This window comes from Actinomadura geliboluensis (assembly GCF_043197915.1).
Taxonomy (GTDB): Bacteria; Actinomycetota; Actinomycetes; order Streptosporangiales; family Streptosporangiaceae; genus Spirillospora; species Spirillospora geliboluensis.
On sequence record NZ_JBICUA010000012.1, the window covers coordinates 94,358 to 119,422 of the forward strand.

The 25,065-nt window shown below is 74.4% G+C and carries 13 protein-coding genes; 6 read left to right on the forward strand and 7 right to left on the reverse strand.

Annotation, left to right across the window (positions count from 1 at the left end; translation table 11 throughout):
• Nucleotides 1-67: 67 nt before the first annotated feature.
• Together panD and ACGFI1_RS33885 are read left to right on the forward strand one after the other, a co-directional pair.
• Entirely contained in the window at nt 68-475 is a 408-nt protein-coding gene (panD, locus tag ACGFI1_RS33880; RefSeq protein ID WP_138636974.1) for an aspartate 1-decarboxylase, read from the forward strand.
• A 2-nt stretch (nt 476-477) separates the two neighbouring features.
• Nucleotides 478-2,052: a (2,3-dihydroxybenzoyl)adenylate synthase gene (locus tag ACGFI1_RS33885; protein ID WP_392791265.1), complete on the forward strand. Its 1,575-nt coding sequence runs from the start codon at nt 478-480 to the stop codon at nt 2,050-2,052.
• A 67-nt stretch (nt 2,053-2,119) separates the two neighbouring features.
• On the opposite strand, the gene ACGFI1_RS33890 is transcribed toward ACGFI1_RS33885, so the two are convergent.
• Nucleotides 2,120-3,268 (reverse strand): RDD family protein, encoded by a 1,149-nt coding sequence (locus ACGFI1_RS33890; RefSeq protein WP_392791268.1) that lies wholly within the window; start codon nt 3,266-3,268, stop codon nt 2,120-2,122.
• 204 nt (nt 3,269-3,472) lie between these two features.
• Here ACGFI1_RS33890 and ACGFI1_RS33895 point away from each other — a divergent pair, with 204 nt between their 5' ends.
• The gene (locus tag ACGFI1_RS33895; protein WP_392791270.1) at nt 3,473-4,042 is read left to right on the forward strand and encodes a dihydrofolate reductase family protein; all 570 of its coding nucleotides are present in this window, start codon (nt 3,473-3,475) and stop codon (nt 4,040-4,042) included.
• 15 nt (nt 4,043-4,057) lie between these two features.
• Here the strand turns inward: ACGFI1_RS33895 and ACGFI1_RS33900 are convergent, their stop codons facing one another.
• Genes ACGFI1_RS33900 through ACGFI1_RS33915 form a run of 4 tightly spaced genes read right to left on the reverse strand, consistent with a single transcriptional unit; the run spans nt 4,058 to nt 9,097 of the window.
• Nucleotides 4,058-7,234: a BTAD domain-containing putative transcriptional regulator gene (locus tag ACGFI1_RS33900; protein WP_392791273.1), complete on the reverse strand. Its 3,177-nt coding sequence runs from the start codon at nt 7,232-7,234 to the stop codon at nt 4,058-4,060.
• Nucleotides 7,235-7,258: 24 nt separating this feature from the next.
• Nucleotides 7,259-7,453: a hypothetical protein gene (locus tag ACGFI1_RS33905; RefSeq protein ID WP_392791275.1), complete on the reverse strand. Its 195-nt coding sequence runs from the start codon at nt 7,451-7,453 to the stop codon at nt 7,259-7,261.
• 9 nt (nt 7,454-7,462) lie between these two features.
• Nucleotides 7,463-8,488, reverse strand: a complete 1,026-nt coding sequence (locus ACGFI1_RS33910) for a DUF418 domain-containing protein (RefSeq protein WP_392791279.1) — start codon at nt 8,486-8,488, stop codon at nt 7,463-7,465.
• 9 nt (nt 8,489-8,497) lie between these two features.
• A complete protein-coding gene (locus ACGFI1_RS33915) occupies nt 8,498-9,097 on the reverse strand; it encodes an exonuclease (RefSeq protein WP_392791282.1) in 600 nt (199 codons plus the stop codon).
• 195 nt (nt 9,098-9,292) lie between these two features.
• Here ACGFI1_RS33915 and ACGFI1_RS33920 point away from each other — a divergent pair, with 195 nt between their 5' ends.
• Nucleotides 9,293-9,709, forward strand: a complete 417-nt coding sequence (locus ACGFI1_RS33920; RefSeq protein ID WP_392791284.1) for an SRPBCC family protein — start codon at nt 9,293-9,295, stop codon at nt 9,707-9,709.
• Nucleotides 9,710-9,748: 39 nt separating this feature from the next.
• On the opposite strand, the gene ACGFI1_RS33925 is transcribed toward ACGFI1_RS33920, so the two are convergent.
• Nucleotides 9,749-10,531 carry an Fpg/Nei family DNA glycosylase gene (locus ACGFI1_RS33925; RefSeq protein ID WP_392791287.1) on the reverse strand — a complete coding sequence of 261 codons (783 nt, stop codon included), beginning with the start codon at nt 10,529-10,531 and terminating at the stop codon, nt 9,749-9,751.
• A gap of 29 nt (nt 10,532-10,560) precedes the next feature.
• Nucleotides 10,561-11,856, reverse strand: a complete 1,296-nt coding sequence (locus ACGFI1_RS33930; RefSeq protein WP_392791290.1) for a salicylate synthase — start codon at nt 11,854-11,856, stop codon at nt 10,561-10,563.
• A gap of 91 nt (nt 11,857-11,947) precedes the next feature.
• On the opposite strand from ACGFI1_RS33930, the gene ACGFI1_RS33935 reads away from it, so the two are divergent.
• Together ACGFI1_RS33935 and ACGFI1_RS33940 are read left to right on the forward strand one after the other, a co-directional pair.
• Complete coding sequence (locus ACGFI1_RS33935; protein ID WP_392791291.1) at nt 11,948-23,941, forward strand: amino acid adenylation domain-containing protein; 11,994 nt, start codon at nt 11,948-11,950, stop codon at nt 23,939-23,941.
• Between the two features lie 100 nt (nt 23,942-24,041).
• The gene (locus ACGFI1_RS33940; RefSeq protein WP_392791293.1) at nt 24,042-25,061 is read left to right on the forward strand and encodes an iron-siderophore ABC transporter substrate-binding protein; all 1,020 of its coding nucleotides are present in this window, start codon (nt 24,042-24,044) and stop codon (nt 25,059-25,061) included.
• Nucleotides 25,062-25,065 lie beyond the last annotated feature (4 nt).

The window sequence follows — 25,065 nt, forward strand, 5'->3', positions numbered from 1 at the left end:
CTCCTCTGCCGGGGGATTAGCTAAGGTAAGCCTAGCCTTAGTTGATCGTGGAGAAGAGGACGAACCGGTGCAGCGGACGCTGATGAACGGAAAGATCCACCGCGCGACCGTCACCCAGGCGGATCTGCACTACGTGGGCTCCCTGACGATCGACGCGGACCTCATGGCCGCGGCCGACATCGTCGAGGGCGAGCAGGTCCACGTCGTCGACATCACCAACGGCTCCCGTCTCGTCACCTACGCCATCACCGGCGAGGCGGGCAGCGGCGTCATCGGCGTCAACGGCGCCGCCGCGCGCCAGGTCCAGCCCGGCGACATGGTCATCATCATCACCTACGCGTCCGTGGAGGAGTCCGCCCGGGACCGCCACGAGCCCCGCGTCGTCCACGTCGACGCCGCCAACCGCATCGTCGCCCTCGGCTCCGACCCGGCCGAGCCGGTCCCCGGCGCCCCCGCCCAGCTGGCCGGGCGGTGAGCATGGACGGCTTCACCCCCTGGCCCGCCGACCTCGAAGCCCGCTACACCGCCGACGGCCACTGGACGGACCGCCTCCTCGGCGACGTCCTGCGCGGCGACCCGTCCCGGACGGCCCTCGTCGCCGGCGCCGACCGCCTCACCTACGCCGAACTGGACGCCCGCGCCGCCCGCGCCGCCGCCGGGTACCTGGCCCTCGGCATCGGCCGCGGCGACCGCGTCGTCGTCCAGCTCCCCAACACGACCGCCTTCGTCGTCACCTTCCTCGCCCTCGTCCGCATCGGCGCGGCGCCCGTCCTGGCGCTGCCCGCCCACCGCGAGAGCGAGATCCGCTACCTGTGCGAGCTGTCGGAGGCCCGCGCCTACATCTGCGCCGACCGCGACGGCGACTTCGACTACCGCGCCATGGCCCGCGCCCTCCCCGTGGACCACGTGGTCGTGGACGGCGACGCGGAGGAGTTCACCCCGCTCGCGTCGGTGGACGCCGACCCCGTCGCGTCCGCGCCGCCGTCCCCGTCCGACATCGGCGTCTTCCTGCTCTCCGGCGGCACGACGGGCCTGCCGAAGCTGATCCCCCGGACGCACCGCGACTACGTCTACAACCTGGAGGCCAGCGCCGAGGTCTGCGGCTTCACCCCGGCCACCGTCTACCTCGTCGTCCTGCCCGCCGCGCACAACTTCGCCCTGGCCTGCCCCGGCATCCTCGGCGTCTTCGCCACCGGCGGCACGGTCGTGCTGTCCCCGTCCGGCTCGCCCGACGAGGCGTTCCCCCTCATCGAACGCGAGCGCGCCACGGTCTGCGCGGTCGTCCCCCCGATCGCGCTCCTCTGGCTGGACGCGGTGTCCTGGCAGGAGGAGGACATCTCGTCCCTCGAACTCCTCCAGGTCGGCGGCGCGAAGCTCGCCGCCGAACGCGCCGCCGACGTGCCGGGCACCCTCGGCTGCCAGGTCCAGCAGGTCTTCGGCATGGCCGAGGGCCTCCTCAACTACACGCGCCTGGACGACCCGGCCGACCTCGTCGAACGGACCCAGGGCCGCCCGCTCTCACCCGCCGACGAGATCCGGATCGTCGACGAGGACGGCAAGCAGGTGGCCCCCGGCGAGGTCGGCGAACTGCTGACCCGGGGCCCGTACACCCTGCGCGGCTACTACCGCGCCCCCGAGCACAACGCCCGCTCCTTCACCCCGGACGGCTACTACCGGACCGGCGACCTCGTCCGGCAGCTCCCGTCCGGCCACCTGATCGTCGAAGGCCGCGAGAAGGACCAGATCAACCGGGGCGGCGACAAGGTCTCCGCCGAGGAACTGGAGAACCACCTGCTCGCCCACCCCGCCGTCCACGACGCCGCCGTGGTGGGCATCCCCGACCCCATGATGGGCGAGCGAACCTGCGCCTTCCTCATCATCAGGGACGCCGGAAAGGCCCCCACCCTCCCCGAGATCAAGGAGTTCCTCCGCACACGCGGCCTCGCCGCCTACAAATTCCCCGACCGCCTGGAAACAGCCGACGCCTTCCCCCGCACCCCCGTAGGCAAGATCAGCAAAAAGACCCTGGCGGCCCGAGTGGCGGCCTCCTGACGCGACCCCGTCACCCACCGGCCGCCGGCGAGAGGCGGCCGGCGGGTGAAACGGCCGATCCCCGCCCTCACAGCCAGAGGATGACGCTGAGAGTAGGGGCCTGAATGAACCGGAAGGCATTCTTCGCCTTGCCCGCCGCATCCGGCTGCGCGGGCGATACGGCGGTCGTCGCGACGACATACCGATCCTGACTCCCCACCTGCCCGACCTGCGCCCCGCCCGGCGGCTCCAGGTCGCCACCCGGCACGAACCGCAGATCGGTATGCCGCAAGCGCCGCGCGGCATCACCCGCCGCGCCCGGATTGGCGAACCTGAGGACGTGACTGCTGACCAGCACCCCGTCCGGGGTCTTGAACGCGATCTCGATCCGCCCTTCGCACCCGGCCTGCCGCAGAACACCACGGGCCTGCTCACTGGTCGCACCGGCGCGGCAGCCCTTCTCGTCGTCCAGCACCTCGGCCGCCGTACGTTCGTAGGTCTCCGAGGCGCCACCGAAGGCGTTCTCGAACCGGATGTCATCGTCGTAGAAGGTGTTCACCTCGAACGCCGGACCGCCGCTGGATGAAGCCCCGCCGGATGAAGCCCTACCGGCCGTGAGCCCGATGACGACCGGCGCCGCCAGAACGGTCACTCCGAGGACCCCGGCAATGGAGCCGAGCGCAACGCGCCACCGACGCTCCCGCCTCTCCCAGCGCCGCACATGGTCAGCCCCCACCGCACCCGAACCGGAAGACCCGAGCACCGCCAGCCCACCGCTCTCCGCAGGCGCGGGCGGCGCCTGCGCCAGGACGACGACCGTCTTGGCCCGACGGTCGTGCAGGCATTGCCCGAGCCGTCCGTCCTTCCTGTGCTCCCACGGATCAGTGATCAGCGGAATGGACGACGAACTCCGGGGAAGCGCGTACCGCTTGAAAGACCTGTACCACCCCGGCGGCCGCATCCCGTCTTCCTGGCGCACCACCCGGATCCCGGCGACCCGCTGCCCGACCGTGCACCCCCACCGCGCAATCCCCCCGACACGCAGCAGGACCATGGCGAAGACCCCGAGGAACACGGCCGGAATGCCCACCCACGTCATCCACGAAAACGAGGCGTCCTCGAAAAACAGGCCGACCACATAGACCGGCGAAAGGCCCGCCATGACCACCACGAACGCCACGGCGCCGTCGACGACGCGGGCCGCGAGACGCTGCTCGGTATTGGCCAGGACGCGCACGACCCGCTCGTCATTGTCCGCAGTCCGCTCTGCCGAAGTCCCTACGGGCACATAAAGGGGAGCCGTCACACCGGCATATACAAGCACAGCAGAGTCGCCTTACGGCGCGTCGATGGGGGACCTGAAGGAAACCGTAAGGCCCCTCCGGCAGCTTGGAGTCATCGAACCGGCGGGGAGCCGCCGGAGGACAGAGGGAGCAGCACGATGCGCAAGCTGATCGAGTCGACGTTCGTGTCACTGGACGGGGTCATCAACGACACCACGCCGTCGACGGCGTCCCGGGCGGAGCCGCAGCACTGGGGCATGCCCTACTGGGACGAGGACCACAAGAACTACTCGGCCGGCCTGATCACCAGGGCCGACGCCATCCTCGTCGGACGGGTCACCTACGAGGGAATGGCGGACGCGTGGCTGTCGAGGGCCGGGGACCCCGGCGCCGACATGATCAACGCGATGCCCAAGTACGTGGCGTCGCGGACGCTGACCGAGGCCCCCAAGTGGAACGCCACCGTCCTCAAGGACGTCCCCGAGGAGGTCGCCAAGCTCAAGGAGCAGCCGGGCAAGGACATCCTGAAGTGGGGCACCGGCGAGGTCGACCGCACCCTCGTCGAGCACGGCCTGGTCGACGAGTTCCACTTCTGGTACTTCCCCGTCATCGTCGGGGCCGGCCGGCACCTGTTCGAGGACGCGGGCTTCGACACCACGCACCTGAAGCTGGCCGACGTCAACCAGTTCGCGTCGGGGATCGCCGTCCACGTCTACGTCCCGAAGTAGACGGCGGTGCCCCGGTCAGGCCCGGCCCTCGTCCGCGAGGGACCGGGCCTGTTCGGGCGTGAGTTCGGAGCCCTGCTGGAAAAGGGCGTCGAAATCGGGCTCCGCGTCGCGGACGGCCGCCGTGATCCGGTCGAGTTCGGCGCGGTCGGAGGGCGACGGCGGCAGGACGGTCCCGCGCCGGGTGGTCTCCACGGCGCCGAGCAGCCGCGCGGCGACGCCGGAGCGTCCGTCCAGCGCCAGCGCCTCCGCCATGCCCGCGAGCGCCCACGCCATCCCGCGCGCCGAGCCCTGGTCGCGGCACACCGCGAACGCCTCCCGGTGGTGGACGAGTGCCGTCGCGGGGTCGCCGCGCCGCGCGGCCAGCATCCCCAGCTCGGCCAGGACCATCGGCAGGTACGGCGGACGGCTCTCCTCGGTCTGCCGCCCCCGGGCCGTCGCCAGCAGCCAGCGCAGGTGCTCCTCGGCCTCGTCGAGATCGCCGCCGCGGCGCGCGGCGAACGCCACCGAGATGGTGGCGAACACCTCCCCGGCCTGCCCCTGCTCGGCCGCCAGCCGTCGCGCCCGCTCGCCCTGCTCGCGGGCGCTCGCGTGGTCGCCGGCCTGCACCGACGTCCAGGCGAGCCAGCTCAGCAGGTCGGTCACGTCGGACCAGAGCCCGAGATCCTCGGCGATGCGGAGGCCGTCCCGGGCGAGCCTGGCCGCCGCGGCGTGGTCGCCGGCCATGTCCGCGAGGCCGATCAGCCAGTTCGCGGCCTGGAGCACGCCCCACTCGTCGCCCAGCTCGGCGAACAGTTCGCTGCCGCGCCGGGCGTCGTGTTCGAGGGCGTCCGTTTCCTCGCGCATGTGGGCGAGGACGGTGCGGATGCTCAGCACCGCCGCCTCGCCCCAGCGGTCCCCGGTGGCGAGGGCCGTGCCCAGGGCGGACGCCAGGAGCTTCGCGATGGTCGTCTCGTCGCCGAAGCTGATCACCGAACTCGCGATGAACCACTGGGCCCGGACGCGTTCGACCGGATCCGCCACCGCCTCCACGTCGTGCAGCACCTCGGCGACCCGCTCCGCCCCGGCCCGCCCCCGCAGGAGCGCCAGCCCGGCGTGCCAGGCCGCCGCCTTCGCCCGGACGCCGGCGGACGCCTCGCCCGGCACGTCCAGGGCGGCGGCGAGCGCCCGGTCGGCCTCGGTGAACCGGCCGCGCAGGAACCAGTACCAGGTCAGCGTCCCGGCCAGCCGCAGCGCGCGCTCCGCCGCGCCGTCCCCGCAGAAGGAGTCCAGGGCCGCGCGCAGGTTCGCGTTCTCGGCGTCCAGCCGCAGCAGCCATTCGCGCTGGCCCGGCCCGCGCAGCCGCGGATCGGCCGTCTCGGCCAGCGCCAGGTAGTGGTCGGCGTGCCGGCGGCGCAGCTCCGCCTCCTCCCCGGCCTCCCGCAGCCGGTCGTGGCAGAACGCCGACACCGACTCCAGCAGCCGGAACCGGGGCCCGGGCGCGCGGACGACGAGGGAACGGTCCACCAGCCCGGCGAGCAGGTCGAGCACCTGGCCGGGCTCGACCTCGTCCCCGGCGCACAGCGCCTCGGCGGCGTCGAGCGTGCACCTGCCGGAGTGGACGGCGAGGCGGCGCAGCACGGCCCGCTCCGGCCCGGTCAGCAGCCGCCAGCTCCAGTCGATCACCGCGGTCAGGGTGCGCTGGCGGGCGGGCGCGTCCCGCGGGCCCGTGCCGAGCAGGCCGAACCGGTCGCGCGGCACGCGCAGCCGGGCCGCGAGCTCGGCGACGCCCAGCGCCGGCACGCGGGTGGCGGCGAGTTCGAGGGCGAGCGGGATGCCGTCCAGCCGGCGGCACACCTCCGCCACGGCGGCGACCGTCTCCGGCGCCGGGTCCAGCCCCGCCCGCGCGAGGAACAGCCGGACGGCGGGCGACCGCGACAGCCGGTCCGGGTCGTCGGTGCCCGGGACGTCGAGGGGCTCCACGTCCCAGCGCGCCTCGCCGCGCAGCCGCAGCGGCTCCCGGCTCGCGGCCAGCACCCGCAGGCCGGGCGCGGCCGGCAGCAGCCCACCGGTCAGTTCGGCCACCGGCTCGATCACGTGCTCGCAGTTGTCCAGCACCAGCAGCATCCGCCGCTCGCGCAGCGCCGCCGCGAGCCGCGCCCCGGTGCCCGTCTCCGCGTCGCCCGGCACGTCCGGGATGGACAGGACGGACAGCACGGTCTCCGCCGGGTCGCCGCGCCCGTCCCACGTGGTCAGGTCGACCAGCCACACGCCGTCCGGGTACGCGTCGGCCACGGCGTGGGCGGCCGCGAGCGCGACGCTGGTCTTGCCCACGCCGCCCGGACCGGTCAGGGTGACGAGCCGTCCCGTCGCCAGCAGTTCGCGGACGCGGCGGACGTCGTGGTCGCGTCCGATCAGCTCGGTCACCGGGGCCGGCAGGTTCGAGGTGGGCTTCACCGGACGCGGCGCGGGCGCCGGCGCCCGCTCGGACGGGTCGCCGGCCAGGATCGCCGCGTGCAGCGCGGTCAGCTCCGGGCTCGGGTCGAGCCCCAGCTCGCCGGCGAGGCGGCGGCGCAGGTCCTGGTAGCTCTCCAGCGCCTCGCCCACCCGGCCCGCCCGGTAGAGGGCGCGCATGTGCGCCGCGCGCAGCCGCTCCCGGTACGGCTCCCGGGCCACCTGCTCGCCCAGCTCGGCGACCAGCTCGCGGTGCTCGCCGAGGGCGAGGCGCGCCTCGGCGAGCGCCTCCGCCGCGGCCAGCCGCCGCTCCTCCCAGCGGGTCACGGCGGCCTGCGCGAACTCCTCGTCCGCGAAGTCGGCCAGGGCCGGGCCGCGCCACAGGTCCAGGGCCTCCGTCAGGAGCCCGGCCCTGGTCCGCGGGTCGTCCGCCGCCTGCGCCAGCTCGGCCAGGTGCGCGAACCTCGCCGCGTCCACGGCGCCGGGCGCGGCCCGCAGCGCGTAGCCGGGCGGCTGCGACACCACGAGGTCGCGCGCGCCGGGCTCGGCGCTCGCCAGCGCCCGCCGCAGCTGCGACACCCGCACGTGCAGCGCGGCCGTGGAATCGGCCGGCGCCGTGTCGCCCCACAGGTCGTCGACGAGCCGGTCGGACGATACGACGCGTCCTTCGTGGACGAGCAGGTCCGCCAGCAGCGCCCGTACCTTGCGCCCAGGGACCGTGACGGGCTCGCCATGGTCCGTCCAGGCGGCCAGCGGCCCCAAAACCCCGAATATCACCGCGCCAGCCTACGAAGCGGTCGCGCGGTTCGCGCGGGCTTTCCGGCCGACGCAACGACAAACGTCGAGTGAGAACAGCACCTCGCGGGTGCCCCGCCGGAGGCGGAAGCCCTGCAGGCCGACCGGCCAGGTCACGTCGTCGTACTCCGAGGTCGGTTCGTCCTCGAAGAGCCAGATCAGGTCCGCCAGGTCGGGTACGTCCATGGACGGACGCTATCGGCACCCGTCACGGGACGGAGACCACCGCGGCCCGGCCGGACCATGCCGCGAGGACCCGCGTGAGCTGTTCGGTACGAAGCTCCACCAGGTCAGGCAACGCCACACCCATTCGAGTGGGCCGTATCGGGCGCGGCGCAGCCACAGCATGCTGAAAGTCAGTTCGGTCACGAACACGCCCATGCCGATGGCGAGAGCAATTCCATAGCCGCCGTCGATGTGCAACGCCTGATCGGATATCAGGATCAAGGGCGTGGCCGCGATGTAGCACGTCAGTGCCATGCGGCCGACGGGCGCCAGTGGGCGCAGCGCGTGTCGGATCGGTGTACGGAGTAGGAGCACGATGGCGATCACGTAGGTCGCGGCCGTCGCCAGTCCGGCCACGGTCGCCGCACGTGAGGTGGATTCGGAGCCGTAGTAGATCTGCTGGACGTTCAGGGCGATGGCGATTACGGAAGCAATGGCCAAGACCGTGCAGATGCGGCTCGTCGGGAGGGTGAGCAGTCTGTCCGGGCCGTGTTTCGCCGCTGCGAAGCCGATCAGGAACAGGCCGGGGATGAGCGTGCTGCCGCCGGCGAGCAGCGCCGCGGCCGCGGTGGCGGCGGTCCCCAGCGCCAGCACCGTGCGCCAACCGGGCAGGTAGGACGCCGGGAGCAGCACGAGGATGCCGACGACGGCATAGGTCAGCAGGACCTCACGCGGTTGCAGCAGGCGGTGCAGCGCACCGAAGGGCACCAGGAAACCCAGGCGGGCCATCATGAGCAGGCGGGGGCTGCGCGTCCGCCCCTGGACGGCGTCCAGGAACAGCCCGAAGCTCAGCCCGAACAGGAAGGAGAAGATCGGGAAGAACCTCTGGTGCAGGAGGGTCTCAAAGGCCCAGTGGCCGAGGCCGCCTGTCGCCGAGGATAGTGTTTCCGTGAGAGTGACGGTGTTCGCCAGCGTGATGCCCAAGAGCGCGAAGCCGCGGAGGACGTCGACCTCGGTGATGCGGGCGGATTGCGCTCGGGGTGGTGGTAACGCCATCCGACGACGTTACGTCCGGTCTCGGCCGGGCCAGCGGGTGAGGTTCTGGCAGAGTTCGGCCTGTTCTATCGCGTCGTCCAGGGCGTTGTGGGTGTGCGGACGGTCGGAGAGCAGCTCCGGGGGCATCTGCCGCTTGGTCGAGCGGGTGACCATGGCGCCGGCCTTGGCGGCGTACAGGGTCTTCATGTCCAGGTGCCTTGAGTGCCCGAACGGGGAGCCCGCGGAGGCGAAACGCGTCCAGTACCAGTACAGGAACATCCAGTCGAAGCCGAGCGGGTAGGCGACAAGGACCGGTGAGGCGGCGTCCGCCTCCGCGGTGGCGCGGGTCACCCAGGCGCCGGCCGCGTTCATCGCCTCGGCCGGTGTCCAGCCCTCGGCGGTGAGCCGGTCGCGGTCCAGGCCGCTGACCGCGAGCGCCTCGGGGACGTAGTCGTCGCTGATGGGTTTCAGCTCCGCGTAGAACGTGGACTTGGCCGGGTCGAGCGGCGTGAAGTCGCGTCCGTCGTAGGTGCCGCATGCCGCCAGGCCGAAGCTCAGCATGGAGTACGGGCCCGGGATCGGCCCGTCGGCCTCGACGTCCGCCGAGATGTACAGCTCACGCTTCGGCATCGGGATCCTTCGCATGTGTCTTGCTGGTCACCCGGGCATCCTCCCGCAATGTCATACCCGGGTGCTGTCCTCGTGGAGTGCGCGCCGATGGCGCTCGGGGAAAATAGTCACAATTCTTGACTGTCATCGATCGTTACTATAGCTTCAGTGCCAGTCGGGCCCCCACCGAGCGGGGGCCGGAGAAGGAGGAGAGCCATGGGTACCGCCGGTTTCGACTACGCCATCACCCGCACGCTGGACGCCCCGGTCGAGAAGGTCTGGGACGCCTGGACCGACTCCGCCGTCTACGGCAAGTGGGCCAGTGCCGAGGACGTCTCCCTGGACGTCCGGCCGGGCGGCGCCTGGAGTTCGGTCATGGTCATCCCCGGCGGCGCCCGCGTCCCGCTGACCGGCGTCTACACCGAGGTCGTGCCGAACGAGCGCCTGGTCATGGGGATGGACGTCCCCGGCGGCGGCGACCAGGTCCTGATGACGATGGAGCTGGCCGCCGACGGCGACCGCACCAAGATCACCCTGTCCCAGACGTTCGACGGCGCCGAGGAGCGCGACCAGGCCGAGCAGGGCAGCGCCATGCTGCTGGACGGCCTGGCCGGCTACCTGGCCACGGCGTGAACCACGGCGGCGGCACGTGATCGCGGGCGTTGAGCGTTCTCAGCGCCCGCGTTCGCCTCGCGCGGGCTGGCAGGCCGGGCACCAGACGGTCCGGCGGCCCGAGACGCGGCGGCTGCACAGGGGAGTGCCGCAGCGGGGGCAGACGGGGTCGGGCCTGTCGCGGGCGCCGGTGAGCCAGGTGCGGCGCGGCGGGACGCGTTCGGCCTCGACCGAGTCGCGCAGCACGCGGCGCAGGGCGCGGTGGAGGGCGGCCACTTCGGCCGCGTCCAGGTCCGAGGCCGTGCGCAGCGGGTTGACGCGGGCGCGCCAGCAGATCTCGTCGGCGAGCAGGTTGCCCAGGCCCGCGATGACGGTCTGGTCGGTCAGGGTCGGTTTCAGCCGTCCGCGGCGGTGCGACAGGAGGCCGGCGATGTCGCGCCGGGAGACCTCCAGGGCGTCCGGGCCGAGGTCTCCGAGCACCTCGCCGGCGTCGTCCAGGTGGACGCCCTGGAGCTTGCGCATGTCGCGGTAGCGCAGTTCGCCGCCGGGGAGGCGCCAGACGACGCGGTCGTGGCGGTGCCGCGGCTCGGCCGCGTCGTGCCAGGTGAGCGAGCCGGTCATGCCGAAGTGCAGCAGGAGGACGGGGCCGCCGGCCGGGGCGATGAGCCACTTGCCGTGCCGCCGCGGCTCCTCGAACCGGTGGCCGCGCAGGGCGTCGCGCAGCGCGCGGGCGGTGACGCCGCGCAGCACGCCGGCGTCGAGGACGGCGACCCCGGCGATCGGCTCGCCGGCGTGCTCGGCGAGCACCCGGCGGAAGCCCTCGACATCGGGAAGTTCCGGCATGGCGGGTCCCCTACCCGCCATGCGGCGGGTCAGCGGCGGACGACGTAGGGCGCGATGCTGGAGAGCTTCTCGCAGGTCTCCTCGTACTCGCGCTCGGGCGTGGACGCGCTGACGATCCCGGCGCCGGCCCGCAGCCAGGCGCGGCCGTCCTCGCTGTAGAGGGCGCGCAGGACGAGCGCCGAGTCGAGCGAGCCGTCGTGGGAGACGGCCACGACGGCGCCGGAGTACATGCCCCGGCGGTCCTCGAGGCGGGTGATCGCCTCGATCGCCGCAGGCTTCGGGATGCCGGACGCGGTCACGCCGGGGAAGAGGGCCTCCAGGGCGTCCCAGGGGGAGCGGCCGGACGCGAGGACGCCGGACGCGCGGGAGCCGAGGTGCTGGACGCTGCCGCGCTCCTTCACCGTCATGAAGTCGGTGACCTGGACGGTGGCGGGGTCGCAGACGCGGCGCAGCTCCTCCATCGACGTCCGGACGGAGACGGCGTGCTCGAAGATCTCCTTCGGGTCGTTCTCCAGCTCGCGGCGGCTGCGGGCGTCGGTCTCGGCGCCGGCGCCGAACGCGCGGGTCCCGGCGAGGGGCTGGGTCATGACGCGGCCGCCGGCGTCCACGGTCGCGAGGACCTCGGGGCTGAACCCGGTGGCCTGGAAGCCGCCGAGGTCGAGCAGGAACGAGCGGGCGGGGGTGTTCGCCTCGCGGCCCCGCGCGTAGGTCGCGATGACGTCGACGGGGTGCGGGACGTCCAGCCGGCGGGAGACGATGACCTTCTGGTAGCGGCCCGCGTGGATCTCGGCGACGGCCGCCGCGACCTTGGCGCGGTAGGCGTCGCCGTCGACGCGGACGTCGACGGGGGAGGGGGTCCCGGCGACCGGGCCGGCCTCGGCGAGCAGCGCGGCGACCCGCTGCGCGTCGGCGCCGGTGACGCGGGCGCGGCCGTCCTCGATCCGGACCTCGGTGCGCGGCACGATCAGGTGCGCGAGCCGCCCGGCGGGGCGCGGCGCGGCGAACTCGAACGCGATCCAGCCGTAGGCGTTCCAGGCGGGCAGCGGGGCGTCGGCGAAGGTGTCGCGGAGCGCGTCGGCGGGGCGGCCCGACCAGGGCCCGGTGGACGGCGGGCGCCCCGGCCAGCGGACGTGGACGGTGTCGGCGTCGAGGACGACCTCGCCGAGTACGCCGCCCGCGAACGTCCACGAGCCGGGCCGCTCGTACACCACGTAGTCGCCGAAGAGGCCGGACCCGGCCAGCCGGGCCATGACGGCGAGCGGCTCGGCGGTGCGTTCCAGCACGAGCTCCGTGGGGTTCGCATCAGTGCGCAGACCGATGGACAAGGCAGCCAACTCCCTCTGCGGCCAGAAGATCAAGTTAGGTAAGGCTAACCTTGTGCGTTGTCCATAGGCAAGGCTAACCTAACCCGCGATCATGGAGTCGGACGAAAGAGCGGGCGTGCAGACGACGACGGCGCGGCGGCGCGAACTGATGCGGCGGATGATGGCCGAGGCCGGTCTGGGGCCGGGGACGTCCGGGATCGCCCCGCGCGGGTCGGACGGGCCGGCGCCCCTCTCCTACGCGCAGCAGAGCATGTGGCTGCACCACCGCACGTTCCCGGACAGCCCCGCCTACAACGTCTGCCTGCTCGTCCGCATGGACGGGCCGCTCGACACCGGCGCGCTGCAAGAGGCGCTGCGCGGCCTGATCCGGCGGCACGCCGTCCTCCGCACGACCTACGCCGACGCCGAGGGGGAGAGCGCCGTCCAGGTCGTCACCGGTGACGACTCCCTCGACCTCCCGCCCGTCCCCTGCGACGACGCCGACGCGCGGGCGGCGGAACTGGCCGCGCTGCCGTTCGACCTGCGCGGCGAGCGGCCGATCCGGCTGGAGCTGCTGAAGCTCGGCGAGGACGCGCACGCGCTCGTCCTCGTCGTCCACCACATCGCGTGGGACGGGATGACCTGGGGTTCGCTGTCGCGCGACCTGTCGGCCCTGTACCGCGCGGCCGCGACCGGGGACCCGGACGGGCTCCCGGCCCTCGCCGTCCAGTACGCCGACTACGCCGAGTGGGAGCAGCGGCGGCCCGCCGACGAGGCCGACCTGGCCTACTGGCGCGGGCGCCTCGACCCGCCGCCCGCGCCGCTCGACCTGCCCGCCGACCGTCCGCGCGGCGCCGCCGCGACCGAGCGCGGCGGGCGCCGGGCGCGGCGCTTCGACGACGCGGTGACGGAGGGGATGCGCCGCCTCGCCGCCGAGGAGAACCTCACCCCGTACATGGTGATGCTCGCCGCGTACGCCGTCCTGCTGCACCGCTACACCGGGTCCGAGGACATCGCGGTCGGGTCGGCGGTGATGAACCGGGAGCACGCCGAGACCGAGCGGCTCGTCGGCAACTTCGGCAACACGCTGGTGATGCGCACCGACCTGTCGGGCGCGCCGACGTTCCGGGAGGCGCTGCGCCGCACCGGCGCGACGGTCACCGAGGGCTTCGCGCACCAGGCCCTCCCGTACGACCGGATCGTCCGGGAGCTCCGCCCCGCGCGGGGCCGGGGGCGGTCGGCGTTCTTCGACACCATGCTGCTGTTCCTCGCGCAGGAGATCGGCGAACTCGACCTGCCCGGGATCACGTCGAGCTGGACGCACGTCCACAACGGCACCACCCATTTCGACCTGTCGCTGGAGGCGTTCGTCCGGCCGCGGGGCATGACGGTCGAGGCCACGTTCCGGCGCGAGCTGTTCGAGGACGAGCGCATCGACGCGCTGCTCGCCCACCTGGAGACCCTCCTCGCCGACGCGGTCGCCGACCCGGACCGCCCGATCGGCGCCCTGGAGCTCATGGGCGGGGACGAGCGCGCCCTCATCGAGGACGCGAACGACACCGGCCATCCCGTGCCGGACACCGACGTCGTGGCGCTGTTCGCCGAGCAGGCCGCCCGCACCCCCGGCGCGACGGCCGTCGAGACCGGGGCGGAGTCCCTCACCTACGCCGAGCTGGACGAGCGGTCGTCGGCGCTCGCGGCGGAGCTGCGCGCCCGGGGCGCCGGGGCCGAGAGCGTCGTCGCGCTCGCGCTGCCCCGCACCCCCGACCTCGTCGTGGCGCTGCTCGGCGTCCTGAAGGCGGGCGCCGCGTACCTGCCGCTCGACCTCGACCATCCCGCCGACCGGCTCGCCTACATGCTGGACGACGCCCGGCCGCTGTGCGCGATCGCCGCACCGGAGACCACGCACGTCCTGCCCGGCACCACCGACCTCCTCGTCCTGGACGGCCCCCTGGAGCCGGCGAGCGCGGCGCCCGCCGCGACGCGCCCCGACCAGCTCGCCTACGTCATCTACACCTCGGGCTCGACCGGCCGTCCCAAGGGCGTGGAGATCCCGCACGGCGCGCTCGCCAACTTCCTCCTCCTCACCCGCGACCGGCTGGGCCTCGGCGAGGGCGACCGGCTCGTCGCGGTGACGACGATCGCGTTCGACATCGCGGCGCTGGAGCTGTTCGCCCCGCTCATCAGCGGCGCGACCGTCGTCCTCGCGGGCCGGGCGGACGTCCGCGACCCCGCCGCGCTCGCCGGGCTGCTCAAGGGCGCCACGGTCGTCCAGGGCACCCCGTCGCTGCTCGGCACGCTCGACCCGGCCGCGCTGGAGGGCCTGCGGGTGCTGGTCGGCGGCGAGGCGCTGCCCGCCGTGCTCGCCGAATCGCTGGCGGAGACGGCGGCGCTCGCCACCAACATGTACGGGCCGACCGAGGCGACGATCTGGGCGACGTCCGCCGACCTGCCCGCGACCGGCATCGGCACCCCGTTCTGGAACACCCGCGCGTACGTCCTGGACGCGCGGCTGCGCCCGGTGCCGCCCGGCGTGCCCGGCGAGCTGTACCTGGCGGGCGCGCAGCTCGCCCGCGGCTACACCGGCCGCCCCGACCTCACGGCGGAGCGGTTCACCGCCGACCCGTTCGGGCCGCCCGGCTCCCGCATGTACCGGACGGGCGACCTCGCGCGCCGCGCCCGCGACGGGTCGGTCGAGTACCTCGGCCGCACCGACGACCAGGTGAAGATCCGCGGTTTCCGGATCGAGCCCGCGGAGGCGCAGGCGGTCCTCGCCGCGCAGCCGGGCGTCGCGCAGGCCGCCGTCGTGGTCCGCGAGGACCGCCCCGGCGAGCCCCGCCTCACCGGCTACTACGTCCCCTCCGGCGGGGAGACCGGTGCCGCGGCGCTCCGGGACGCGCTCGCCAGGGCGCTGCCCGAGTACATGGTGCCGTCCGCGCTCGTCGCCCTCGACGCGCTGCCCCGCACGGTCAACGGCAAGCTCGACCGCGCCGCGCTGCACGCCCCCGAGGCCGAGGTCTCCGGACGCGCCCCGCGCGACGCCCGCGAGGCCGCGCTCTGCGCGATCTTCGCCGAGCTGCTCGGCGAAGAGGGCGTCGGCATCGACGACGACTTCTTCGCGCTCGGCGGGCACTCGCTGCTCGCCACCCGCGTCGCCGCCAGGGCGCGCGCCGTGCTCGGCGCCGAGCTGTCCATCGCGGACGTGTTCGAGGCGCCGACCGTCGCCGCCCTCGCGCCCCGGCTCACCGCGACGGACGCGGTCCGCGTCCGCGACGTCGAGCGGCCCGCGATCGTACCGGCGTCGGCGGCGCAGCGCGGGCTGTGGCTGGAGGAGCGGCTGCGCGGCCCGTCCGCGTCGTACGCGCTGCCGCTGGGACTGCGCCTGCACGGCCCCGTGGACGCGGATGCGCTGGGTGCGGCGCTGGGCGATGTCGTCGCCCGCCACGAGGCGCTGCGCACGCTGCTCGTCGAGGGGCCGGACGGCCTGCCCGTCCAGCGCGTCCTCGCACCGGACACCGCCGTCGGCCTCTCCCTCGTCGACGCGCGCGGCGAGACCCCCGAACGCCTCGCCGCCATCGAGCGGGACGCCACCGCGCACGCCTTCGACATCGGCCGCGACCTGCCCGTCCGCGGCACCCTCATCCGGACCGGCGACGACGACTGGTCGCTGATCCTGCTCCTGCACCACGCCGCCGCCGACGAATGGTCGTTCACGCCGCTGCTGGCCGACCTGGCGCACGCCTACGAGGCCCGGCGGGACGGGCGCGCGCCCGCCTGGGAGCCGCTGCCCGTCCAGTACGCCGACTACGCGGCCTGGCAGCGCGAGGCCGCACCCGACCCGGCGCCGCAGCTCGACTTCTGGGCGCGGACCCTCGCGGGCCTGCCCGAGGAGACCGTCCTGCCGTTCGACCGGCCGCGGCCGGCGGAGGCGAGCCACCGGGGCGGGCTCGTCCCGTTCCGGCTCCCCGCCGCCGGGGTGCGGCGGCTCGCCCGCGACACCGGGACCAGCGTGTTCATGGTGCTGCACGCCGCCGTCGCCGCGCTGCTCCAGCGGTCCGGGGCGGGCGACGACATCGCGCTCGGCTCGCCCATCGCCGGCCGCGCCGACGAGGACCTCGCCGGCCTCGTCGGGGTGTTCGTCAACCCGCTCGTGCTGCGCACCGACCTGTCCGGCGACCCCGCGTTCGCCGAGCTGCTGGAGCGGGTGCGCGCCGCCGACCTCGCCGCGTTCTCCCACGCCGACGTCCCGTTCGAGCGGGTCGTGGACAGGCTCGCCCCGGAGCGCTCGCTGGCCCGCAGCCCGCTGTTCCAGGTGATGATCGTCCACCAGCGGCTGGACGACGTGCGGCTCGCGCTGCCCGGCGTCCGCGCCGAGCCGTTCCTGCCCGGGACCGGCGGCGTGAAGTTCGACCTCGACCTGTACTTCGCCGAGGGCGACGGCGAGGTCCAGGGGTTCGCGGCGTTCGCCGCCGACCTGTTCGACGCCGCCACGATCGAGGGTCTCCTGGACGGCCTGGGGGACCTGCTCGCCCAGGTCACCGCCGACCCCGGACGGCGGCTCTCCACCCTCGGCGCGCCCGTCGAGCACCCCGACACGGCCCGCGAGCTCCCCGTCGAGACGGCCGCCGCGCTCATCGAGGAGCAGGCGGCGCGCACCCCTGGCCGGACCGCCGTCGTCTTCGGCGGCACCGCCCTCACCTACGCCGAGCTCGACCGCCGCGCCGAGGCGCTCGCCGACCGGCTCGCCGCCGCCGGCGCCGGCCCCGAGCGGGTCGTCGCGCTCGCCCTGCCCCGCTCGGACGACTTCGCCGTCGCGCTGCTCGCCGTGCTCAAGACGGGCGCCGCCTACCTGCCGCTCGACCTGTCCTACCCGCCCGCCCGCATCGAGGCGATGCTGGACGCGGTGCGGCCCCTGCTCGTCCTCGGCCGCGACGAGCCGCCGCGCGACGCGCCCCGCCGCGCCCGGCCGGACCTCCACCCCGACCACCCCGCGTACGTGGTCTTCACGTCCGGGTCGACGGGGACGCCGAAGGCCGTCGCGGGCACCCAGCGCGGCCTCGCCAACCGGCTCGCCTGGGGCGCCGGCCTCGCCGCGCCCGGCGTCCGCGTCGCCAAGTCCTCGCCCGCGTTCATCGACGGGACGACCGAGCTGCTCGGCGGCCTCGCCGCCGGGGACACCGTCGCCATCGCCGACGACGCCACCGCGTCCGACGCCGTCGCGCTCGCCGAGTTCATCGAACGGCACGGCGTCCGGCTCGTCACGCTCGTCCCGAGTCTGCTCGCCGCGTTCGCGGAGCACGGGCTGCCGCCGTCCGTCACCACCTGGATCAGCAGCGGCGAGGCGCTGCCCGCCGCGCTCGCCGCGAAGGTCCCGGCCCGGCTGATCGACCTGTACGGGTGCTCGGAGGCGGCCGGCGACAGCCTCATCGCCCTGCCCGGCGAAGGTGGGGGACTGACCCCGATCGCCAACACCCGCGCGTACGTGCTGGACGCAGCGCTCCGCGAGGTCCCCGCCGGGGAGCTGTACCTGGCGGGCGACGGGCTGGCGCGCGGCTACCTCGGCGACCCCGCCCGCACCGCCGAGCGGTTCGTCGCGAACCCGTTCGGCCCGCCCGGCTCCCGCCTCTACCGGACCGGCGACCGCGTCCGCCGCCGCCCGGACGGCGGGCTCGACTTCCTCGGCCGCGCCGACGGGCAGTTGAAGATCCGCGGGTTCCGGATCGAGCCGGGCGAGGTCGAGGCCGCACTCGCCGCCCAGGCGGGCGTCCGGCGGGCCGCCGTCGCCGCGCACGGGTCCCGCCTCGTCGGCTACATCACCGGTGACGCCGACCCTGAGGACGTGCAGGCGTCGCTGCGCGAGCTGCTGCCCGGCTACCTCGTCCCGTCCGAGCTGGTCGTCCTGGACGAGCTGCCCCTCAACCCGAACGGCAAGGTCGACCGGCGCGCGCTGCCCGAGCCGGGTCGGCCGGCCGCAGGCCGCGCCCCTGCGACGGAGCCGGAACGCGTCCTGGCCCGGCTCGTCGCGAGCGTCCTCGGCCGCGACGCCGCCGGCGCCGACGACGACTTCTTCCGCACCGGCGGCGACAGCATCAGCGCGGCGCTCCTCGTCGCCCGCGCCCGCCGCGCCGGGCTGTCGTTCACCGTCCGCGACGTGTTCCGCCTCCGGACGGTCGAGGCCCTGGCGCGGGCGGCCGCGGCCACCGCGGGCACCGCGCCCGCCCTCCACCCCGAACCGGCCGGGGAGCTGCCGCTGTCCCCGCTCCAGGAGGGGCTGCTCTTCCACCTGATGCTCGCCGGCGAGGGCCGCGACATCTACGTCCAGCAGGCCGTGGTGACGCTGTCCGGGCCCGTCGACCCCGGCCGGATGGCGGACGCGGCGCGCGCCGTGCTGGAGAAGTTCCCCAACCTCCGCGCCGGGTTCCGGACGGACGGCGACCGCGCCGTGCAGTTCGTCCCCGACGGCTTCGAGGTGCCGTGGACGCACGCCGAGGTGCCGCGCGACGGCCTGGAGGCGTTCATCGACGCGCAGCGCTCCGAGCCGTTCGACCCGGGCCGCCCGCCGCTGATCCGGTTCGCCCTCGCCACCCTCGCGGAGGACGACCACCGGCTGGTGCTGACCTCCGAGCTGATCCTGCTGGACGGCTGGTCCGGCGGCCTGCTCGTCACCTCGCTGCTCGACTCCTACACCGACGCCGCCGCCGAGCTGGCCCGTCCGGTCCCGCCGTTCCGCGCGTTCCTCGACTGGGTCAGCACCCGCGACAAGGACGCCGCCGTGGACGCGTGGCGCCGCGCGCTCGACGGCTTCGACGAGCCCGCGCTCGTCCGCCCCGGACTGGTCGACAAGCCCGCCGACCTGTCGGCCGCCGGGGAGCTGCACCGGCCGCTGCCGCCCGGCCTCGCCGGGCGCCTCGACGCGGTCGCCCGCGACCGGGGCGTCACCCCGGGCACCCTCTTCGAGACCGCGTGGGGCCTGGTCCTGATGGGCCTCACCGGACGGGACGACGTCGTCTTCGGCGCGTCCGTCTCCGGCCGCCACCCCGACGTCGACGGCGTCGAATCCATGGTCGGGCTGCTGTTCAACACGATCCCCGTCCGGGTGCAGGCGGGCCCTGCGGACGCGCTCGCCGCCGTCCTCGACCGCGTCCAGGCGGCGCAGTCCGAACTGTTCGACCACTCCTACGTCGCGCTCGCCGACGTCCAGCGCGCCACCGGCCTCGGCACGCTGTTCGACACGCTGTTCGTCTTCCAGAACTTCCCCGGCATGCCGACCGACCGCGGCTTCGGCCCGGACGGGGACCTGCGCGTCCTCGGCCGGGAGGTCCGCGACGCCACCCACTACCCGATCACGATGGTCGTCGAGCCCGGCACCGGGCTGCGCGTCATGTACCGGGGCGACGCGTTCACCGAGGCGGAGGCCGAACGCGTCACCGACCGGTACGTCTCCGTTCTCCAGCGGCTCGCCGACGCCCCGGAGACGCCCTGCCACCGGCTCGACCTGCTCCTGCCCGAGGAGCACGACCGGCTCCACCGCGACTGGGACGGCGCGCGGCACCCCGTCCCCGAGCTGACCGTCGCGGAACTGCTCGCCGCACGCGCCGCCGAGCAGCCGGACGACCTCGCGCTCGTCTCCCTCCCCGACGTCCGGCTCACCTACGGGGAGCTGAACGCCGAGATCAACCGCCTCGCCCGGCTGCTGCTCGCGAACGGCGCGGGCCCGGAGAAGGTCGTCGCGCTCGCGCTGCCGCGCTCCGCGCAGATGGTCGTCGCGCTGTTCGCCGTCCTGCGCACGGGCGCCGCCTACCTGCCGCTCGAACTCGACTACCCGGCCGACCGGCTCGACTTCATGCTGCGGGACGCCGCCCCGGCCTGCCTGGTCTCGCACCGCGAGATCGCCGCCGGCCTCGCCTTCTCCGGCACGACGCTAGCGCTCGACGACCCCGAAACCGCCCGCGTCCTCGCCGACCTGCCCGGCACCGACCCGTCCCCGGACGAGCTGCCCGGCTTCGCCCCCGGCACCCCCGGACGGCTCGACCACCCCGCCTACGTCATCTACACCTCCGGCTCGACCGGGCGCCCCAAGGGCGTGGTGACGCCGTACCGCGGCCTCACCAACATGCAGTTCAACCACCGCGCCCACATCTTCGACCCCGTCGTCGCCTCCGCCGGGCGGCGGCTGCGCATCGCGCACACCGTCTCGTTCTCCTTCGACATGTCGTGGGAGGAGCTGCTCTGGCTCATCGAGGGCCACGAGGTGCACGTCTGTGACGAGGACCTGCGCCGCGACGCCGAGGCGCTCACCGCCTACCTGCGGCGGCACCGCGTCGACGTCATCAACGTGACCCCGACCTACGCCCAGCAGCTCCTCGACGAGGGGCTCCTGGACGGCGGGCACCGGCCGCCGCTCGTCCTGCTCGGCGGCGAGGCCGTCCCCGCCTCCGTGTGGGACCGGCTCGCGCGGGCCGAAGGCGTGCTCGGCTACAACCTGTACGGGCCCACCGAGTACACGATCAACACGCTCGGCGGCGGCACCGAGGACAGCGCCACCCCGACCGTCGGCAAACCCATCTGGAACACCCGCGGGTACGTCCTGGACGCGTGGCTGCGGCCCGTCCCGCCCGGCGCGCCCGGCGAGCTGTACATCGCGGGCGACGGGCTGGCGCGCGGCTACCTCGGCCGCGCCGACCTGACCGCCGAGCGCTTCGTCGCCGACCCCTTCCGCACCGACCCGTCGGCGGGGGGCCGCATGTACCGGACGGGCGACCTCGTCCGGGTCCGCGCGGACGGCAACATCGACTTCCTCGGCCGCACCGACGACCAGGTGAAGATCCGCGGCTACCGGGTCGAGCTGGAGGAGATCGAGACCGCGCTCGCCGCCGAGCCCGGCGTCGGGCAGGCGGCGGTCGTCGCCGCCGACACCGGCGTGCCCGGCGTGAAGCGGCTCGTCGGCTACATCGTCCCCGACGGCTCCCGGGAGGGTGCCGCCGACGAGCAGCTCGCCGAGTGGCGGCAGATCTACGACGCCGAGTACACGGAGGTCGGCACGGTCGTCCACGCCGAGGAGTTCGCGGGCTGGGACAGCAGCTACGACGGCGCCCCCATCCCCCTGGACGACATGCGCGAATGGCGGGAGACGACCGTCGACCGCATCCGCGCGCTCTCCGGCCGGTCCGGGCCCCGCCGCGTCCTGGAGATCGGCGTCGGCGCCGGCCTCCTGCTCACCCGCCTCGCCCCCGAGAGCGAGGAGTACTGGGGGACCGACTTCTCCGAACCCGTCATCGCCAAGCTCAGGCACGACCTCGGTGACGACTCGGGCGTCCGGCTGAGCTGCCGGCCCGCCCACGACACCGCCGGCCTCCCCGAGGCGCACTTCGACACCATCGTGATCAACTCGGTGGTGCAGTACTTCCCGGGCGCCGGCTACCTCCGGGACGTCATCGCCAAGGCGATGCGGCTCCTCGCCCCCGGCGGGGCGCTGTTCATCGGCGACGTCCGCGACCTGCGGACCGTCCACTGCCTGCACGCCGCGATCCAGCTCGGCCGCGGCGGCGGCGACCTCGACGCCGTCGAGCGCGCCGTCCGGATGGAGAAGGAACTCCTCCTCGACCCCGCCTTCTTCACCGCCCTGGACGGCCCCGCCCGCGTGGACGTCCTCACCAAGCGCGGCACGCACCACAACGAGCTGACCCGCCACCGCTACGACGTCGTCCTGCGCAAGGACGCCCCGCCGGCGCCGCGGACCCCGGCCGTCGACTGGACGACCCTCGACGCCCTCAAGACCAGGCCGGCGGGCCCGCTGCGGGTGCGGGGGATCCCCGACCCCCGGCTGTCGGGCGAGACCGCAGCGTGGCGGACGCTGCGCGACGGCGGCTCGGCGGACGAGGCCGGGCAGGCGCTGACCACCCGCGACGGGATCGAGCCGGAGACCCTCCGCGCGCTCTTCCCGGACGCCGTACTCACCCCCTCTGACCGGCCCGGCCGCTACGACGCCGTGTTCGGCGGGGGAGCGGCGAACCTCCCGGCGGAGCCGGGCCGGCCCCCGGAGGCGTACGCGAACAACCCCGTCGCGGCGCGCGACCACGGCGTGCTCGCCGCCCGCGTCCGGGAGAGCCTCAAGAGTCGGCTGCCCGGCTACATGGTGCCGAGCGCGGTCATGACGCTGGACGCGCTGCCGCTCACCGTCAACGGCAAGCTCGACCGGCGCGCCCTGCCCGACCCCGGGCAGGACGGGCCGCGCAAGGCTGGCAGGCCGCCGCGCACCCCCGTCGAGCGGCTGCTGTGCACGCTGTTCGCCGAGGTCCTGGACGCCCCCGGCGCCGGGATCGACGACGGCTTCTTCGACCTCGGCGGGCACTCGCTGCTCGCGACGCGGCTCGTCGGCCGCGCCCGCGCGGTGCTCGGCGCCGACCTCTCGATCCGCGACCTGTTCGAGGCGCCGACCGTCGCCGAGCTGGCGGAGCGGGTGCACCGCGACGCCGGCGCGGAGCCCCGGCCCGCGCTGGCGCCGCGGGAGCGGCCCGAGCGGATCCCGCTGTCGTCGGCGCAGCGCCGGCTGTGGCTGCTCGACCAGCTGCTCCGCGAGGACGACGGCCCGCGCGGCGCCTACCACCTGCCGCTCGCGGTGCGGCTGCGCGGCGACCTCGACCGCGCGGCGCTGGAGGCGGCGATCGGCGACGTCACCGCCCGGCACGAGAGCCTCCGGACCGTCTTCACCGAGCACGACGGCACCCCCTACCAGCGGATCCTGCCCCCGGAGGAGGCGCGGCCCGTGCTGGAGGTCGCCGACTGCGCGCCCGAGGACGTGATCGCCCGGCCGTTCGACCTGTCCGGGGACGTCCCGCTGCGGGTCGCGGTGTTCCCGGAGGGCGAGCGCGAGCACCTGCTGCTCGCCGTCTTCCACCACATCGCCTTCGACGAGTGGTCGTTCGGGCCGTTCGCCCGCGACGTCGCCGAGGCGTACGCCGCCCGGCTGGACGGGAGGGCCGCGGCATGGGAGCCGCCGCCCGTCCAGTACGCCGACCACGCGCTGTGGCAGCGGGAGCTGCTCGGCGACCCCCTCGACCCCGGCAGCGTCCACGCCCGGCAGCTCGACCACTGGGTCCGCGCCCTGGCGGACCTGCCCGAGGAGATCCCGCTGCCGGTGGACCGGCCCCGCCCCGGCACCGTCGGGCAGCGCGGCGGCACCCTCGCCACGGAGCTGCCCCCCGGCCTGGCCGCCCGGCTGCGCAAGGTCGCGCGGGACGCGAACGCCAGCATGTTCATGGTCTGCCAGGCCGCCGTCGCCGCGCTGCTGCACCGCACCGGCGCGGGCGACGACATCCCGCTCGGCAGCCCCGTGGCCGGGCGCACCGAGGACGCCGCCCGCGACCTCGTCGGCTTCTTCGTCAACACGCTCGTGCTGCGCGCGGACGTGTCCGGCGACCCGTCGTTCGCGGAGCTGCTCGCCCGCGTCCGGGAGGCCGACCTCGCCGGGCTCGCCCACCAGGACCTCCCGTTCGAGGCGGTCGTCGAGGCGCTGCGCCCGCGCCGCGTGCCCGGCCGCAACCCCCTGTTCCAGGTGATGGTCGGCTATGAGAACCAGGGCGTCGGCGACGTGCGGTTCCCCGGCCTGGAGCAGCGGGAGGCGCTGTTCGGGCCGGGCGCGGCCAAGTTCGACCTCGACTTCATCTTCCGCGAGGACGGCGAGGGGCTGCGGCTCATCGTCGACTACTCCGCCGACCTGTTCGACCGGGGCACGATCGCCGCGCTGGCGGACGGGCTGATCGGCGTGCTGGAGGCGGTCGCCGCCGACCCCGGCGCGCGGGTCGGCGCGCTGCCCTCCGTGCTCACCGCGCGCGCCGTCACGGCGGAGGCCGCCCCGACGGCGGCGCGGGGCACCGACGACCGGGAGGCGGCGCTCTGCCGGATCTTCGCCGCCGAGCTCGGCGTCCCGGAGGTCGGCCCGGACGACGACTTCTTCGACCTCGGCGGCCACTCGCTGCTCGCCATGCGGCTCGTCCGGCGGATCAGGAGGGAGCCCGGATGCGCGGACCTCAAGGTCGCGGCGCTGATGGCGGCGCCGACCGTCGCGGGGCTGCTGGCCCGGCTCGGCCCGGCCGGGCCGAGGTGAGCCGCCTCATACCGGCGCACCCATTGCGAGGTTAGGTGAGGCTAACCTAAGATCCTTGATCAGCAACCCCCCGAAGATCCTGGAAGGACACCGGTCCTCTATGCGCACCAAGATGCGGCGCCTGGCCGCCTCCGCCGCGCTCGTGCTGAGCCTCGGCACGCTCGCGGCGTGCGGCGGCGATGACGAGCCCGCCGGCGGCTCCTCCGGCGGCGAGTCCGCCGGGGCGTTCCCGGTCACCATCACCCACAAGCTCGGTACCGCGAAGGTCGAGTCCGCGCCGAAGCGGATCGTCGCGCTCGGCGAGGTCGACCAGGACGCGCTCCTCGCGCTCGGCGTCACCCCCGCGGGCATGGCGGAGCTGACCGGCGTCCAGCCCGACGGCCTCGCGCCCTGGACCGCGCCCGAGCTGACCGGTGCCAAGCCCAAGCTGCTGAAGGCGGGCGAAGCCGGGTTCAACCTGGAGGAGATCGCCGCACTGCGGCCCGACCTCATCCTCGCAGGCGGCGACTTCTACATCGACAAGGAGTACGAGAAGCTTTCCAAGCTCGCGCCGACCGTCGCCTACCAGACCGGCCCGGCCGAGGACACCTGGCAGCAGATCACCCTCCAGACCGCCAAGGCCGTCGGGCGCGAGGCCGACGGCAAGAAGCTCGTCGCCGACGTCGAGGCCAAGATCACTGCGGTGAAGACCGAGCACCCCGAGCTGAACGGCAAGGGCTTCGCGTTCACCAGCGTCTTCCCCAACGGCAACATCGGCGTGATGAAGTCCAAGGACGACACCAGCGTGAAGCTGCTGGAGCAGTTCGGCATGACGCTGCCCGAGCAGCTCGCCAAGCTGCCCGGGGACGGCTTCGCCGCCGAGCTGAGCATGGAGAAGATCTCCGTCCTGGACGTGGACGTGCTGCTCAGCCACTACAACGACGACGCCGCGACGCAGAAGAAGATCGAGGGCGGCAAGCTGTTCGCCGACCTCGCCGTCGTCAAGCGCGGCTCCTACGTCCCGCTCGACCTGAAGGCGTTCTGGCCGCTGCGCACCCCGACCCCGCTCGCCGTCCCGTACGTCGTCGACAACGTCGTCCCGAAGATCGCCGAGGCCGCCGGCAAGGTGAAGTCCGCCTGATGCA

Coding starts and splice junctions, on each gene's coding strand:
- ACGFI1_RS33885 (WP_392791265.1), top strand. CDS start 478: ATGGACGGCTTCACCCCCTGGCCCGCCGACCTCGAAGCCCGCTACACC.
- ACGFI1_RS33895 (WP_392791270.1), top strand. CDS start 3,473: ATGCGCAAGCTGATCGAGTCGACGTTCGTGTCACTGGACGGGGTCATC.
- ACGFI1_RS33905 (WP_392791275.1), bottom strand. CDS start 7,453: ATGGACGTACCCGACCTGGCGGACCTGATCTGGCTCTTCGAGGACGAA.
- ACGFI1_RS33910 (WP_392791279.1), bottom strand. CDS start 8,488: ATGGCGTTACCACCACCCCGAGCGCAATCCGCCCGCATCACCGAGGTC.
- ACGFI1_RS33915 (WP_392791282.1), bottom strand. CDS start 9,097: ATGCCGAAGCGTGAGCTGTACATCTCGGCGGACGTCGAGGCCGACGGG.
- ACGFI1_RS33920 (WP_392791284.1), top strand. CDS start 9,293: ATGGGTACCGCCGGTTTCGACTACGCCATCACCCGCACGCTGGACGCC.
- ACGFI1_RS33925 (WP_392791287.1), bottom strand. CDS start 10,531: ATGCCGGAACTTCCCGATGTCGAGGGCTTCCGCCGGGTGCTCGCCGAG.
- ACGFI1_RS33935 (WP_392791291.1), top strand. CDS start 11,948: ATGGAGTCGGACGAAAGAGCGGGCGTGCAGACGACGACGGCGCGGCGG.
- ACGFI1_RS33940 (WP_392791293.1), top strand. CDS start 24,042: ATGCGCACCAAGATGCGGCGCCTGGCCGCCTCCGCCGCGCTCGTGCTG.